Origin of the sequence: Streptomyces xinghaiensis S187 (assembly GCF_000220705.2) — a bacterium.
GTDB lineage: Bacteria > Actinomycetota > Actinomycetes > Streptomycetales > Streptomycetaceae > Streptomyces > Streptomyces xinghaiensis.
Map to the genome: position 1 here is coordinate 2,570,060 of NZ_CP023202.1, position 13,335 is coordinate 2,583,394.

The following is a 13,335-nucleotide window of genomic DNA, read 5'->3' on the forward strand; positions in this document are numbered from 1 at the left end:
GAGGGCGCCCCACCGTTCCCCGGTGGGGCGCCCTCCGTGCGTGCGTCCGCGGCAGCGGGGGCACGAACAGCCGGGCCCGGACGGGCCGTTCGCACCGTCCCGCTATTCGGCGGGGCGGTCCGGCGTCCGGGGCCCCTCGTCCTCCGGAGGCGTCCCCCCGGCCCCGGGGGCCCGCGCCGGCATCGTGCCCGCCGGCACCGCGGCGACGCCGGCGCCCAGCGACGCCTGGACGACGGCCCGCCGTTCGGCGTGCCGGTAGAGGTAGCCGACGACCGTGTTCGTGACGGCCACCAGCGGCACCGCCACCACCGCGCCGCCGATGCCCGCGATCAGCCCGCCCGCCGTGACGGCGAGCACCACGGCCAGCGGATGCACCCGGACCGCGCGGCCCAGGATGAACGGCTGCAGCACATGGCCCTCGATCTGCTGCACCGCCAGCACCACCAGCAGCACCATGAAGGCGGTGAACACCCCGTTGGTGACGATGGCGATGACCACCGCGAGCGCGCCGGAGACCACCGCGCCGACCAGCGGGACGAACGCGCTGAGGAAGATGATGACGGCCAGCGGCACCGCCATCGGCACATCGAGGAAGTAGATCCCGAGGCCGATGAAGATGGCGTCGATCATGGCCACCAGCACCGTGCCCCGCACATACGCGGTGAGGGTCAGCCAGGCGCGCGGCCCGGCGCCCGCCACCCCGTCGCGCGCCGGAGCCGGTACCAGCTTCAGCAGCCACTCCCAGATCCTGCGGCCGTCGTAGAGGAGGAAGAGCGTGGAGAACATGGCGAGCAGCAGCCCGGAGATCACCTCGATGACGACGGTGACACCCTCCAGGCCGGCGGAGGTGATGGCCTCGGTGTTGGTGCCGACCGCGTCGCTGAGGTTCTCGGCGATGTCGTTGATCTGCGCTTCGGTCACATGGAAGGGGCTGTTGAGCAGCCACTCCTTCAACTCCTGGATACCGCTCTGGAGCTGGTCGGAGAGATTGTCGATGTTCTCCATGACCTGCCAGACCACGAACCAGCCCACCAGGCCCATGACGACGAAGCCGGTGATGAAGGTGACGGCCGTGGCGAGACCGCGCGGCAGGCCCCGTTTGCGGAGCCGGGCGACCGTCGGCTGGAGCAGCGCGGTGATCAGCAGGGCGACGACGAAGGAGAGCACCACCAGCCGCACGGTGCTGATGACCCGCATCAGCACCCAGAGCGTCCCGGCCAGCACCAGCAGCCGCCAGCCGACCTCGGCCGCCACCCGCATGCTCCAGGGCACGGCGGCCGCCGGCACGCGGTGTGCGGCGACGGCGGGCGCGTACGGGGGCGGGGGCGGCACCAGCAGGCTCTGCCCCACGGGGTTCTCGCCCCGCTCGGCCCCCGTCGTTCCGGCTGCCTCGAGGGCGGGGGCACCGTGCGCGGCGGCCTCCGCCTCCCCGGCCTCGGCGGCGCGTTCCTCGGCGCGGGCCCGGCGTTCCTTCATCCGGGCGGCGATCTTCGTCAGCCCGGAACCCGCGTCCCCGAGCCAGTCAGACAGTCTCGACATATCACTCCCACTTCCCCCAGTCCCCCGAGGCAGTCGGAATGACGTTACACGCGTGCGGCCCCCGGCCCGTAGTGACGGGGGCCGGGGGCCGCACGCATGGGGCGGACGGGATACCCGCCCGTGAAGACTCCCTCTAGTACCAGTTGTTGGCCTGCCAGAACTCCCAGGCGCCGCACGGGCTGCCGTAGCGGTCGTTCATGTAGCCGAGGCCCCACTTGATCTGGGTGGCCGGGTTGGTCTGCCAGTCGGCTCCGGCGGAGGCCATCTTGCCGGCCGGCAGGGCCTGGACGAGACCGTAGGCGCCCGAGGAGGGGTTGGTGGCCTTGTAGTTCCAGCTGCTCTCGTGGTCCACGATGTTGCTGAAGCACTGGAACTGGTCGCCCGGGACCATCTGCCGCGCCATGGCCTGGACCTCGGCGACGGTGTACGAGCTCTTGACCCCGAAGTCGGACGCGTCGGCGCGGGCCTCGGAACGGGCGGCCTTGTTCTCGGCCTCCTCGCGCTCCTGGGCGAGCTTCTCCGCCTTCTCCGCGGCCGCCTTCTCCGCTTCGGCCTTCTTGGCCGCCGCGTCCTTCGCCGCCTGCTTGCGTGCGGCTTCCTCAGCGGACTTCTGCGCCTCCGTCTCGGCAGCGAGGGACTGGGCGTCCGCCTGCTGGGTCAGGGAAGCGGTCTGCGCCTGGGCGTGATTCCCGGCGGGTATGTCTGCGAGGAGCGTCGCGTCGGCAGCGGTGGCCTCGACCGGTTCGGTCGAAGTCTGAGTGCCGCCCGAAGCCACACCGACGACAGCGCCGACGGTGGTGACCGCGGTGGCGGACGCCACGGCGAATCCCCGGACCGAAATCCGGCTCACACGGTTTCCTTCCAGCACCGCCCGCTTAGGTGACCTCGCGGGCGCAATCGTGCCCCTGGCACTGGCCTCCATTGTCCGGCTCCCCACGTGCGGGAGCCGGCTGGTCACGGGAGGCGCGGACCCGGTGCGTCCTCCCCGGGGGGAGTTCCGCGTGGTGCTCGGGCGGCGTACGGCGGCGCTCTTCAGTTCTGGCGGTGCGCACCGGGGCGGTGTGCTCCGCTTCCCGGTCCCGGCCCGAAGGCCGTCCCGGGGGATGGTGCTCGTGGTGCCGTACGCGGGGCCTGACAGAACCCACACCCTGCCGGACGGCGACGTGTTGAGGCAATTCCCCGTTGCGTGGGAAAGCTCACATCGTGTTTGCGCTCTCTTTTCTTCGGAAAAGGAGGTGCGTCACGACGCCGCGGCGCTAAGCTCCTTGGCTCTTCGCGCGGCGTCGTGACGCATAGGGCGCAAGCGCCCTGAACTGCTCTCAGATGTGCGGTTCTTCGAGCATTTCGGTCACCAGGGCGGCAATCGGCGAGCGTTCCGACCGGTTGAGGGTGATATGGGCGAAGAGCGGGTGCCCCTTCAGCTTCTCGACGACGGCGACCACACCGTCGTACCGGCCCACCCGCAGATTGTCCCGCTGGGCCACGTCATGGGTCAGCACCACCCGGGAGTTGGCACCGATCCGGGAGAGCACGGTCAGCAGGACGTTGCGCTCCAGCGACTGCGCCTCGTCGACGATCACGAAGGCGTCGTGCAGCGAGCGTCCGCGGATGTGCGTCAGCGGCAGCACCTCCAGCATGCCGCGCTCCACCACCTCCTCGATCACATCGGCGGAGGTCACCGCGGAGAGGGTGTCGAAGACGGCCTGCGCCCAGGGCCCCATCTTCTCGGCCTCGGTGCCGGGCAGATAGCCCAACTCCTGCCCGCCCACCGCGTACAGCGGCCGGAAGACCATCACCTTGCGGTGCTGCCGGCGCTCCAGGACGGCCTCCAGACCCGCGCAGAGCGCCAGCGCCGACTTGCCCGTACCGGCCCGGCCGCCCATCGAGACGATGCCGACCTCCTGGTCCAGCAGGATGTCGAGCGCGATGCGCTGCTCGGCGCTGCGGCCGTGGATGCCGAAGGCCTCCCGGTCGCCGCGGACCAGCCGGACCCGTCCGTCCGCGGTGACCCGGCCGAGCGCCTTGCCGCGCTCGGACTGGAGCACCAGGCCGGTGTGGACGGGCAGTTTCTCCGCTTCGGCCACATACGCGCTCTCGGCGGCGAAGAGTTCGTCCACCTCCTCCGGGGCCACGGCCAGCTCCGCCATACCGGTCCAGCCGGAGTCGGTGATGGCGAGTTCGGCGCGGTACTCCTCCGCCAGCAGGCCGACCGAGGACGCCTTGATCCGCAGTGGCAGGTCCTTGGAGACGACCGTGACGTCGTACCCCTCGGCCTGCAGGTTCCTGGCCACCGCCAGGATGCGGGTGTCGTTGGATCCGAGCCCGCCGCCCGGGGCGAGGAAGGACGGCGGGAGCACGGAGAGGTCGGAGTGGTTCAACTCGACCCGCAGGGTTCCGCCCAGTTCTCCGATCGGGATGGGCGCGTCCAGACGGCCGTGGCGGATCCGGTACTCGTCCAGCAGGCGCAGGGCCTGCCGGGCGAAGTAACCGAGCTCCGGATGGTGCCGCTTGGCTTCGAGCTCCGACACCACGACCACGGGGAGCACGACTTCGTGCTCCTCGAAACGGCTCATGGCGGACGGGTCGGCCAGCAGGACGCTGGTGTCGATGACATAGGTGCGCCGGTCGTTCGGGCGGCGCTTCGTGCTGGTCACCACGGGTGGACGAACCCCCTCGGATGAGGTCGGGGTGCGACGGCGTCGCGGGGGACTGGGCCGGTGCCGGCCGCGCTGCACGGGCCGGAGACCGGCCCTCCGCGGCTCCCGTCCACGGAAGGCCCGGCCGGAGCCGGTCGTTCCGCGCGGTCGTCCGTGTGCAAAGGGCCTCCCGGGCGGACGGCCTCCGAGCCGCCCGCTGCGTTCGACACCCGTGGGCCGGGCGTCGATCTGGTGGTGATATTCCCTCGAAGGAGCGACGCCATGCCCCGATGCGCGTGTCGCCGGAGCGAACACCTCCTCCGCGCACCGGGAGAGTTGGTGCTGCGCCCTGATCTGGAAGCGGCGCACCGTCGCGGGGCTGCGCTGGGCGGTCTACGGCGGGACGGCCGTGACGGTGCTGCTGCTCCTCTTCTCACCGGCTGTGTCGGGCGCCCCCGACGCGCTCTTCCCGCACTCCGACTGGCAGCTGTTCCCGCTGCGCTCCCCGGGGGTGTTCAGCATCCCGGCCGGCTTCCTGATGGCCTGGCTGGGCAGCCGGCTGGGCGAGCCCGGGGAGCGGGAGGACCCGTGGGCGTCGGAGAGCCGGGAGAGCCGGGGGCGGACGGAGGGGACGGGGCGGAGGGTGCGACCCGGCGGCGAACGGCCGCTGCGGCAGCGGGTGTTCTGACCGGCGGCACGGAGGGCGGCACCGGTGCGCGGGCACCGGTGCCGCCCTCCGCCTTCCGGCCGGGAAGCGGCGGGGCGTCAGCCGCCGTACCGCCGGTGGCGCGCCGCGTAGTCGCGCAGCGCACGCAGGAAGTCCACCTTGCGGAACGCGGGCCAGAAGACCTCGCAGAAGTAGTACTCCGAGTGGGCGCTCTGCCAGAGCATGAAGCCGGAGAGCCGCTGCTCGCCGCTGGTACGGATCACCAGGTCGGGGTCGGGCTGGCCGCGGGTGTAGAGGTGCTGGGAGATGTGCTCGATGTCGAGCTTCTCCGCCAGCTCCGGGAGCGAGGTGCCCCGCTCGGCCTCCGCGGTGAGGAGGGAGCGCACGGCGTCGGTGATCTCCTGACGGCCTCCGTAGCCGACGGCGACGTTGACGAGTATCCCCTCGATGTGGGCGGTGGCCTCCTCGGCCTCCTTGATCACGGTCTGCGTGCGGTCCGGCAGCAGGTCCATCGTGCCCACGTGGTGCACCCGCCAGCGGCCGTCGGCGGCGAGGTCGCGCACCGCGTCCTCGATGATGCCGAGCAGCGGGACGAGCTCCTTCTCCGGGCGGTCGAAGTTGTCCGTGGAGAGCAGCCAGAGCGTGACCACCTCGACGTCCGTCTCGGTGCACCAGCCCAGCAGTTCCCGGATCTTCCCGGCGCCGGCGCGGTGCCCCTGCTCGGCGGTGCCGCCGGAGGCGCGGGCCCAGCGCCGGTTGCCGTCCAGGATCACGCCGATGTGCTTGGGCCCCCGGGCGGTGTCGAGCCGCCGTTCGACCCTGCGCGCGTAGAGCCCGTACACGAGTTCACGCACTGCCGCGTAGGGTCCGCGGCGCCGCCGCTCGGTCTCGCTCTGCCCCCCGGCATTACGCAGCATCGCCTTCTTCAGCCCCTCCGAGCAGTGCCAGCACCGAAACCAGCACATTACTGTGCCCACCGCCGAGCGGGCCAACCGTGTCCCGCGACAGCCGTGATAGGGAGGAGGACGTGACGCACTCCCTCCCCGGTTCCCCCCACCGCGCCGCCGACGGACGCTACGACGCCATGTCCTACCGGCGGACCGGCCGCAGCGGCCTCAAGCTCCCCGCGATCTCCCTCGGACTCTGGCACAACTTCGGCGACGACCGGAGCCTCGCCTCCCAGCAGGCGATCCTGCGCCGGGCCTTCGACCTCGGGATCACCCACTTCGACCTGGCCAACAACTACGGCCCGCCGGCCGGCGCCGCCGAGACCAACTTCGGCAGGCTCCTCGCCCGGGACTTCCGTCCGTACCGCGACGAACTTGTGCTCTCCACCAAGGCCGGCTACTTCATGCACCCCGGCCCCTACGGCGAGTGGGGCTCACGGAAGTACCTGCTCTCCTCGCTGGACGCCTCACTGCGCCGGATGGGTGTCGACTACGTCGACATCTTCTACTCGCACCGCTTCGACGCCTCCACCCCGCTGGAGGAGACGATGGGCGCCCTCGCCACCGCCGTACGGCAGGGCAAGGCGCTGTACGCCGGCATCTCCTCGTACACCGCGGAGCAGACGCGGGAGGCCGCGCGGCTGCTGCGCTCCATGGGCGTCCCGGCGCTGATCCACCAGCCGTCCTACTCCATGATCAACCGCTGGACCGAGGACGACCGGCTGCTGGACACCCTGGAGGCGGAGGGCATGGGCTGCATCTCCTTCGCACCGCTCGCGCAGGGGATGCTCACCGACAAGTACCTCGACGGCATCCCGGAGGGCTCGCGCGCCGCCCAGGGCAAGTCCCTCGACCCGGGCCTGCTCACGGACGACGTCGTGCGGCGGCTGCGCGGGCTGGACGCCATCGCGCGGCGGCGCGGCCAGTCGCTGGCCCAGCTGGCCCTGACCTGGGTGCTGCGGGACGAGCGGATGACGTCCGCGCTGATCGGGGCGTCGAGCGTGCGGCAGCTGGAGGCCAACGTGGCGGCGCTGGACGGGCCGGAGCTCACCGGGGAGGAGCTGGCGGAGATCGACACCTTCGCCGTGACCACGCCGGGGGTCAACATCTGGGCGCTGCGGAGCTGAGGGGTTCGTGGGCGGGGCCGGCCCGGGTGCGGGGCGGGGCCCGTCCACCGGGCACGGTGACACGGTGGCATGGTCCCGCGGGTCCCGCCGCGGACTCAGGTGCGCAGTCGCACCCCGAAGCGCGTGCGCAGCCGGTGCAGCTCCCACACCGAGATGACGCTGACGGTGACCGGGCCGCCGAGCAGGGCCGCGAGCTGGGCCTGGAGCGGCCCGTTGTGCGGCATGCCGTCGGCGAGGACGCTGATGCCCGCCAGCGCCCACACCAGGGAGATCGTCAGGACGGCCGGCAGATAGGCGTGCACGGTCGCGGCGTTGAAGGCGTAGCGGGCCGTGTTCAGCAGCGCGAAGAACAGGAACGGCAGCATCCAGGCGAGGGCCGCGAGCCCCACCAGGCCGGCGAGGATGTTCCAGGGCGACGCCACCTGCTCCGTCGCCCAGAAGATCCCGACGAGGGCGGAGACGCAGACCAGGTAGGAGCCGAAGAACCAGCCGACGGTCTTCGCCGGCAGCCACAGCCGTGAGCGCAGCACCGGCCGGTAGCGCGGCGGGGCCTGCCGGATGAACAGGGTGACCACCAGCGGCCCGAGCAGGACGAGCAGCAGGGGCGCCGTCACGAGCCGGAACACACCGTCGTCGAGGAGCTCGCTCCAGCCGCCGTCGGTCCCGTAGGCGTGGACCAGGGCCACCGTCGAGACGGCACCCGCCGCGGTGCGCCACAGCTGGGCCTGGCGCACGGTGGGGTCCTCGACGCGGCCGGGGCCCGGCCGGTTGAACAGCGCGTCCGCCCAGGCGCGCCCCGTGCGCAGCGCGCCCAGGGACAGCCGGAAGCGCGCTCGGGGCGGCGGGAGAGGTAACGGCGGAGGCGGCACCACGGGCACACCGGGGACGGGGGCGGGCCCCGGGCCCGGGGCGTACGGGTGGCCCGGCGGCGGGGCGTACGGGCCCGCGCCCGGCATCGGGGCACCGGAGGGCGGCGGCCCCCAGGGATGCCCCTGCCGCGGTCCGTACGGATTGCCCTGCCCGGGCGCGGGCGGCGGCCCCCATCCCCCGTTCGACACACTTCCCCCGTCTCGTCCACGGCGCTGCCGCGCACGGTCGTCGACGGGGGAATTCTACGAAGCGGGGCCGGGCGCCGTGCGGGAACAAGAGAAGCGGGCCGGTCCGTGGGGGGATACGGACCGGCCCGAGGGGGGGTTTCCACCATAGCCCGTGGAACGGGGTGATCCGCGCACCGAAGGGACGCCCGGCGCATCGGCGGACGGGAGCATCGATACCCGGCAAAGCGGCGCGAACCCCGCGTCATGGCCGTTCGCGCCGGTCAGGACCGGGCCAGACCGCCCAGCAGCAGCCCCAGAAAAGTGCCGCACATCATGAAAGGCCCGAAGGGAAGAGCCGTCTTGCGTCCGGCGCGTCGCAGCACCACCAGGGCCGCTCCGTAGACCGCCCCGAACAGGAATCCGGCGAACGCGCCGGCGAACAGCACGCCCCAGCCGTACCACCCGAGGGCGATCCCCGCGGTCAGCGCCAGCTTGACGTCACCGAAGCCCATGCCGGCCGGGTGGATCAGGAACAGCACCAGATAGGCGCCGCCGAGCGCCGCACCGCCCAGCAGCGCACCGGTCCAGGAACCGCCGGACCCGGGCAACGGCGCGGCCCCGCCCAGCAGGGCGGCGGTGGCGGCGGGCAGCGTCAGGGTGAGCACGTCCGGCAAGCGGTGCACGGCCGCGTCGACGTAGCCGAGGACGAGCGCGAACGGCACCAGCAGCAGCCACACGGCCAGTTCGGGCCGCGCCCCGGTGGCCGCGGCGAGCCCGCCGCACGCCAGCGCGGAGAGCAGGACCGCACCGGCGGAACGCGGGCCGAACCAGGGACCGGGCCGGGCCGGGGCCCCGTCCGGGCCCGGCTCCGGGGGCGCACCGGTGGGGAGGGGAGCGCTCGGGGGCGCGGGCGCCGACAGCGCCCCGGCGGGCGGCACCGCACCGCTCCGGTCACCGGCCGCGCAGAGCGTGCAGCGGCCGAGGCCCGCCCAGCCCCGTGCCGGACCGGTCAGCGGATGCCCGCCGGGGCAGCCGGCCCGCCAGGGCTCCCCGGCTTCGACGGCCAGCCGGTAGGCCGCACGGGGGACCAGCAGTCCGGCGGCGGCGCCGTACAGGGCGGCGAGAACGGTCAGCGGCAGGGACGACACGCCCCGACTGTACGGACCACGGTGGGGCGGGTCATGGGCCCGTGGGCCCACACGGAGCGGACGAGCGGGCTCCGGGCCGGACGGGCGGGACCGGACGGACCGGCGGGACCGGCCTCCCCGGGTCTTCGGTACCCGGTGTCCGGTGTCCGGTGTCTGGTGTCTGGTAGAACCCAAGGAGCGTCGCCGGGCCGAACGCCCTGGATGCGCAAAGCGGTTGAGAGCTCGCCGAGGGCTTGACGGCAGGGAGGAGCGGGCCGGACCGCCGGTCGTCGCACCTCTGTACGACCAGCAACCCGCGACTAGTGACCGGCGACCGGCCAGGAGACACCGGCATGGAGAACCTGCACGACGGCACCACCGTCCTGACCGTCACCCCGCCGGCCACCGCAGCAGACGACACCGGCTCCGGTGACGCCGGCACCGCGGGCCACGGCACCGCGGTCGCCTGTACCGCTGTCGGCAGCCGTGCCGGTACGGACAGCGGACCGCGGTCGGCCGTCAGGGCCGTCCCCCTGGAGGTCGCCGCCTCCCTGCGGGCCCGCACCCGGGGCCTGCTCGGCCGGGACGGCATCGACGGGGCGATCCTGCTGACCCCGGCGAACAGTGTGCATACGTTCCGGATGCGCTTCCCGATCGACGTCGCCTATCTGAGCCGGGACTTCCGGGTGCTCGCCGTCCGCACCATGCGCCCGGGGCGGCTGGGCCTGCCCCGTTTCCGTGCCCGCCATGTCCTGGAGGCGGAGGCGGGTGCGATGCGGGAGTGGGGGCTGGTCCGGGGCGGACGGGTTCGCATCGGCTGACGAGGACGGGGGCGGTGGTGCCGGTGCGGCGGCCGGGCACTGTGAGGACCGCGCTCGGGAGGCCTGCCCCTCTCCCTCTCTTGCTTCGGCCCCCGCCCAGCTCTCTCCGGTTCACTCTCCGCCGGTCTGCCCCCGCTCCGGGTTCCGCCCGGTGGGCCTCCGGCCCGCCAGGAAGTCCTCGAAGGTGATCCGGCCGAGGGTGTTGCCGCCGTCCTCTCCGGCCACCACCAGGTTGGCTCCCGCGCGCAGTTCCCGCCCCGCCCTCCCGGGCAGTGGCAGTGGCAGCACGGCCCGCCGCCGGCCGGTGGCCCGCAGCCAGGCGCGGGTGAGGTCCGTGTGCGCACGTGCCTCCGGCCCGCCCAGGTCGGGGACCCGGCCGGCCGGGAAGCCGTCCGCCAGTTCGACGAGGCGTGCGGCGACTTCCGTCACGTCGACGGGCTGGAAACGCACTCCGGCGAGGGCCGCCAGTGCGGGCAGCCGACGCTGCGCGGAGGCGATACGGGCGATCAGGTCGTGAAACTGGGTGGCGCGCAGGATCGTCCACGGCACCTGCGAGGACTCGATGATCCGTTCGGCCTCCAGCTTGGCCCGGTAGTAGCCGAGCGGAATCCGGTCGATCCCCACGATGGAGATGTGGACGAGGTGCGGGCTGCCGTCCGGCTGCCGGGCCACCGCGTCCGTCAGCCGCCGGGTGGCCTCGACGTCCCCGCGTCCGAGCGTCGTGGCGCAGTGGATGACGACGTCCGCCCCGGTGACCGCCGCGTCGATGCCCTCACCGCTGCGCAGATCGCCGGTGGCCCAGTCGTACGGCCGGTCGTCGGCTGCGGAACGGGACCGTCTGCTCAGTACGCGTACGGCGGGACGGCCGTCGGTGAGCCGCGCGCCGGCGGGCGCGGCGTCCAGGAGCCGCTGGACGACGGCCCGGCCGAGCGTGCCGGTGCCACCGGTCACGAGTACGGATTGCTCCACCACCACGCGCCTCCTCCGCGGGACGGCGGGGCGCCGCCCCCTCCCCGGCATGATGCCCGCACGCGCGGGGAGCGCCCAGACCGCGACGCGCGGCGCACGCCGGCGCCCGTGGCGCGCGAGGGCGTGCGGGACGAGTGGGACGAGTCGGTCGCGCAGGAACGGACCGCGCGGATCCTGTCACGGAGGAAGCCGGACGCCGAGGCGTCCGCCTGCTCAACGTGGATGCGGTGGCATTAGCTGAGAGAAGGTCAGTTGGCGCTGCCGTCGGTGCGGGGGAAGGAGACCTCGACGCGGCGGTTCTTCTTGCGGCCCTCTTCGGTCGAGTTGTCCGCGATCGGGAACTGCTCGCCGTAGCCGCGGATGTCGAAGGCGACGCCGGAGTCGAGATCCTTGGCGAGCTGCTTGTGGACGGCGTTGGCGCGCTTCTTGGACAGGACGTCGCCGTGGGCCGAGGAGCCGAGGTTGTCGGTGAAGCCGAAGACCTGGACCCGCTTGGCGTCCTGCTTCTTGATCTCCTCCGCGATGGTGGCGATCCGCGCGTTCGCCTTGCCGTCGAGTTTGGCGCTGTCCCTGCCGAAGAGCACCTCGGCCTGCAGGGCGAAGGTGACGTCGGCGTTGGTGTCCTCGCGGCGCTCCTCGCCACCGAGGTCTTCCACCACGGACTTGATGTCGAGCACCTTGGCGTCGGCGAGCTGGGCCCCGGCCACCATCTTGAGATCCGGGTCGCCGGCGTCGATCTCGACGGGCGGGGACGGAGTGATCGCCGACCCGGGACCGCCGGGCGCTCCGGGCCCCTCGTCGGCGCGGGCACCGCCGGCCGTGTGCACACCGAGGGCGGAGAGGGCGAGAGCCATGACGACGGCGGTGGGGGCCATCAGGGTGCGGGGCAGAGGCTTGGGGTGAGGACGAGTCGAGGTCATGGCGGACTCACTCGGTGATCTCTACGGTGGCGGAGTCGAACGTGGGCAGGGAGAACTCCACCTCGGTGGTGCCTTCGGGCGGGGCGGGGAACTGCACGAAGACGGGGATTTGCTCACCTGGTTCGACCTTGGTGATGCCTGTCGTGCAGAGGCAGCGCCCTTCGGTGTCGCGGAGCACGTAGTAGCGCTTCTTGCCCTTTTGGTCGACGAGAGCGGCACCGCCCAGTGAGTACCCGTTGGACACGAGTTCCTTCTCGTTACCGCGCCATGCGGGCGTGTCGAAATACCCCTTGTCGCCCGTATTCTTCACGGCTCCATTCACCGTGACGAACCCGCCGGCATCCCGGTTCACGGAGTGAATGAACAACTGCATCCCGTTCTCACCCCCCAATTCGGCGATGGGCTCGGTGGTCTTGGAGTCCTCGGACCCTTCTCCTTCCGCCTCGGACGTCGGCTTGTCCGCAGAGGCCGATCGCTCGGAAGGATTCCCTTCGGGCTGCCCCTCATCGCCTCCTCCGCAACCGGCCACGGCGAGGGCAAAGCCCGCCGCGAACGCTACTGCGGCGGCTCCTCTTCGGGCCTTCGCTGTGTGCCGAATGCTCATGAAGTGCGTTCCTTTTCTGGTGTGGTCCGTGGTCACTCGGACAGATAGACCGAGAACAAGTCCGCTGCTTCCGGCAGCACATCCGGATCATCCAGGTCGTCCGGATCAATGATCCAGTCCTCGCCATCACAGGAGAACTCAATGGAGTCCGTGTCGCCGGTTTCGATGCGGCAGCGCGGCTCCACGACCGCTGTCGCATCCGCTTCTCCGCGCGTGCTCTCCGTACCGGGCACGATGGTCTTCCCGATGGAGGAGTCGGTGCGGACCGCTACCGTGCACTCTTCCTCGGAGCACTGACACGGGTTGGCGCTGGAGTTGTTCCTGGCCGCGAAGTCGGCCGCTTGGGCGCAGGCGGCACCCTCGTCCACGCCCGTGAGGCCGCTGCCACCGAGCCAGTCCTCCCAGGCGTCCTCCGCCTCGACGGCATCCAGGAAGCCGTCGTACATCTGATCGCGGACATCCTGAGCCGCGGCCAGCGCTGCTGCGTCCGCTGCCGTCTGGGCGCCATTGCGTATGGCAGCGGCTTGCCCGACCGCGAAGTACGCGAAAGCAAGAAAGAGCAGGCCCGCCACCACCGTGATGTAGATGGGGAAGGCCTGCCCTGCATCGCCCCGCAGGCGGTTGCGAATCAACCGGAGTTGATGCTGGAAATCGCTTCCATGATTCTGCTGAGAATCGCACTGCCGATCCCCGAGCCCGCGATTGCTCCGATGATCAGTACGACCACCAGGATGATGCCCAGGTATTCGAGTGCCGTCTGCCCCCGGTCCGCGCCTCCCGTCCTCGCCGTTCGGGCGGTGAGGGATTCGATCGCGGTGTTCCGCCAGCCGTGCACGCGGATCCTGGTGTCGGCCGCGGCCTTCGCCAAGGTCTTGTTCGACATGGGACTGTCCTCCCGTGCTGGCCGGTCGCGCCTCGACCGACGCATAGGTCTCCGCCGG

The 13,335-nt window shown here is 72.1% G+C and carries 14 protein-coding genes; 3 read left to right on the forward strand and 11 right to left on the reverse strand.

Annotated elements, in window-relative coordinates; all coding sequences use genetic code 11:
* Positions 1–102: 102 nt before the first annotated feature.
* From SXIN_RS10850 to SXIN_RS10860, 3 genes are all read right to left on the reverse strand, one after another.
* Positions 103–1,539 carry an AI-2E family transporter gene (locus SXIN_RS10850; RefSeq protein ID WP_095756921.1) on the reverse strand — a complete coding sequence of 479 codons (1,437 nt, stop codon included), beginning with the start codon at positions 1,537–1,539 and terminating at the stop codon, positions 103–105.
* Between the two features lie 133 nt (positions 1,540–1,672).
* Positions 1,673–2,389, reverse strand: a complete 717-nt coding sequence (locus tag SXIN_RS10855; protein WP_019710290.1) for an aggregation-promoting factor C-terminal-like domain-containing protein — start codon at positions 2,387–2,389, stop codon at positions 1,673–1,675.
* Positions 2,390–2,858: 469 nt separating this feature from the next.
* Positions 2,859–4,196, reverse strand: coding sequence for a PhoH family protein (locus SXIN_RS10860; RefSeq protein WP_019710291.1), 1,338 nt, complete (start codon positions 4,194–4,196; stop codon positions 2,859–2,861).
* Positions 4,197–4,584: 388 nt separating this feature from the next.
* Between SXIN_RS10860 and SXIN_RS10865 the strand changes: the two genes are divergently transcribed.
* Entirely contained in the window at positions 4,585–4,863 is a 279-nt protein-coding gene (locus SXIN_RS10865; RefSeq protein WP_019710292.1) for a hypothetical protein, read from the forward strand.
* Between the two features lie 77 nt (positions 4,864–4,940).
* Here the strand turns inward: SXIN_RS10865 and SXIN_RS10870 are convergent, their stop codons facing one another.
* Positions 4,941–5,696 carry an isoprenyl transferase gene (locus SXIN_RS10870; RefSeq protein ID WP_019710293.1) on the reverse strand — a complete coding sequence of 252 codons (756 nt, stop codon included), beginning with the start codon at positions 5,694–5,696 and terminating at the stop codon, positions 4,941–4,943.
* Positions 5,697–5,869: 173 nt separating this feature from the next.
* Here SXIN_RS10870 and mgrA point away from each other — a divergent pair, with 173 nt between their 5' ends.
* Positions 5,870–6,916, forward strand: coding sequence for an L-glyceraldehyde 3-phosphate reductase (mgrA, locus tag SXIN_RS10875; protein WP_019710294.1), 1,047 nt, complete (start codon positions 5,870–5,872; stop codon positions 6,914–6,916).
* 95 nt (positions 6,917–7,011) lie between these two features.
* Here mgrA and SXIN_RS10880 read toward each other — a convergent pair whose 3' ends face one another.
* Positions 7,012–7,872, reverse strand: coding sequence for a hypothetical protein (locus tag SXIN_RS10880; RefSeq protein WP_238153727.1), 861 nt, complete (start codon positions 7,870–7,872; stop codon positions 7,012–7,014).
* A 362-nt stretch (positions 7,873–8,234) separates the two neighbouring features.
* On the reverse strand, positions 8,235–9,101 hold the full coding sequence (locus tag SXIN_RS10885; protein WP_095756924.1) for a prepilin peptidase: 867 nt from the start codon (positions 9,099–9,101) through the stop codon (positions 8,235–8,237).
* A 332-nt stretch (positions 9,102–9,433) separates the two neighbouring features.
* Between SXIN_RS10885 and SXIN_RS33030 the strand changes: the two genes are divergently transcribed.
* The gene (locus tag SXIN_RS33030) at positions 9,434–9,901 is read left to right on the forward strand and encodes a DUF192 domain-containing protein (RefSeq protein WP_019710296.1); all 468 of its coding nucleotides are present in this window, start codon (positions 9,434–9,436) and stop codon (positions 9,899–9,901) included.
* 111 nt (positions 9,902–10,012) lie between these two features.
* Here SXIN_RS33030 and SXIN_RS10895 read toward each other — a convergent pair whose 3' ends face one another.
* The 5 genes from SXIN_RS10895 to SXIN_RS10915 form a co-directional block, all read right to left on the reverse strand.
* Positions 10,013–10,870, reverse strand: coding sequence for an SDR family oxidoreductase (locus SXIN_RS10895; RefSeq protein WP_050930968.1), 858 nt, complete (start codon positions 10,868–10,870; stop codon positions 10,013–10,015).
* A 248-nt stretch (positions 10,871–11,118) separates the two neighbouring features.
* A complete protein-coding gene (locus SXIN_RS10900) occupies positions 11,119–11,790 on the reverse strand; it encodes an OmpA family protein (RefSeq protein ID WP_019710298.1) in 672 nt (223 codons plus the stop codon).
* Positions 11,791–11,797: 7 nt separating this feature from the next.
* On the reverse strand, positions 11,798–12,394 hold the full coding sequence (locus tag SXIN_RS10905) for a hypothetical protein (RefSeq protein WP_039822572.1): 597 nt from the start codon (positions 12,392–12,394) through the stop codon (positions 11,798–11,800).
* 32 nt (positions 12,395–12,426) lie between these two features.
* Positions 12,427–13,026 (reverse strand): pilus assembly protein TadG-related protein, encoded by a 600-nt coding sequence (locus tag SXIN_RS10910; RefSeq protein WP_019710300.1) that lies wholly within the window; start codon positions 13,024–13,026, stop codon positions 12,427–12,429.
* Positions 13,023–13,277: a hypothetical protein gene (locus SXIN_RS10915; RefSeq protein ID WP_019710301.1), complete on the reverse strand. Its 255-nt coding sequence runs from the start codon at positions 13,275–13,277 to the stop codon at positions 13,023–13,025. Before SXIN_RS10915 ends, SXIN_RS10910 begins: the two co-directional genes overlap by 4 nt.
* Positions 13,278–13,335 lie beyond the last annotated feature (58 nt).

What these genes read in the sequence shown, in the direction of transcription:
- SXIN_RS10850 (WP_095756921.1), bottom strand. Translation starts at nt 1,539, where the DNA reads ATGTCGAGACTGTCTGACTGGCTCGGGGACGCGGGTTCCGGGCTGACG.
- SXIN_RS10880 (WP_238153727.1), bottom strand. Translation starts at nt 7,872, where the DNA reads ATGCCGGGCGCGGGCCCGTACGCCCCGCCGCCGGGCCACCCGTACGCC.
- SXIN_RS33030 (WP_019710296.1), top strand. Translation starts at nt 9,434, where the DNA reads ATGGAGAACCTGCACGACGGCACCACCGTCCTGACCGTCACCCCGCCG.
- SXIN_RS10900 (WP_019710298.1), bottom strand. Translation starts at nt 11,790, where the DNA reads ATGACCTCGACTCGTCCTCACCCCAAGCCTCTGCCCCGCACCCTGATG.
- SXIN_RS10905 (WP_039822572.1), bottom strand. Translation starts at nt 12,394, where the DNA reads ATGAGCATTCGGCACACAGCGAAGGCCCGAAGAGGAGCCGCCGCAGTA.
- SXIN_RS10915 (WP_019710301.1), bottom strand. Translation starts at nt 13,277, where the DNA reads ATGTCGAACAAGACCTTGGCGAAGGCCGCGGCCGACACCAGGATCCGC.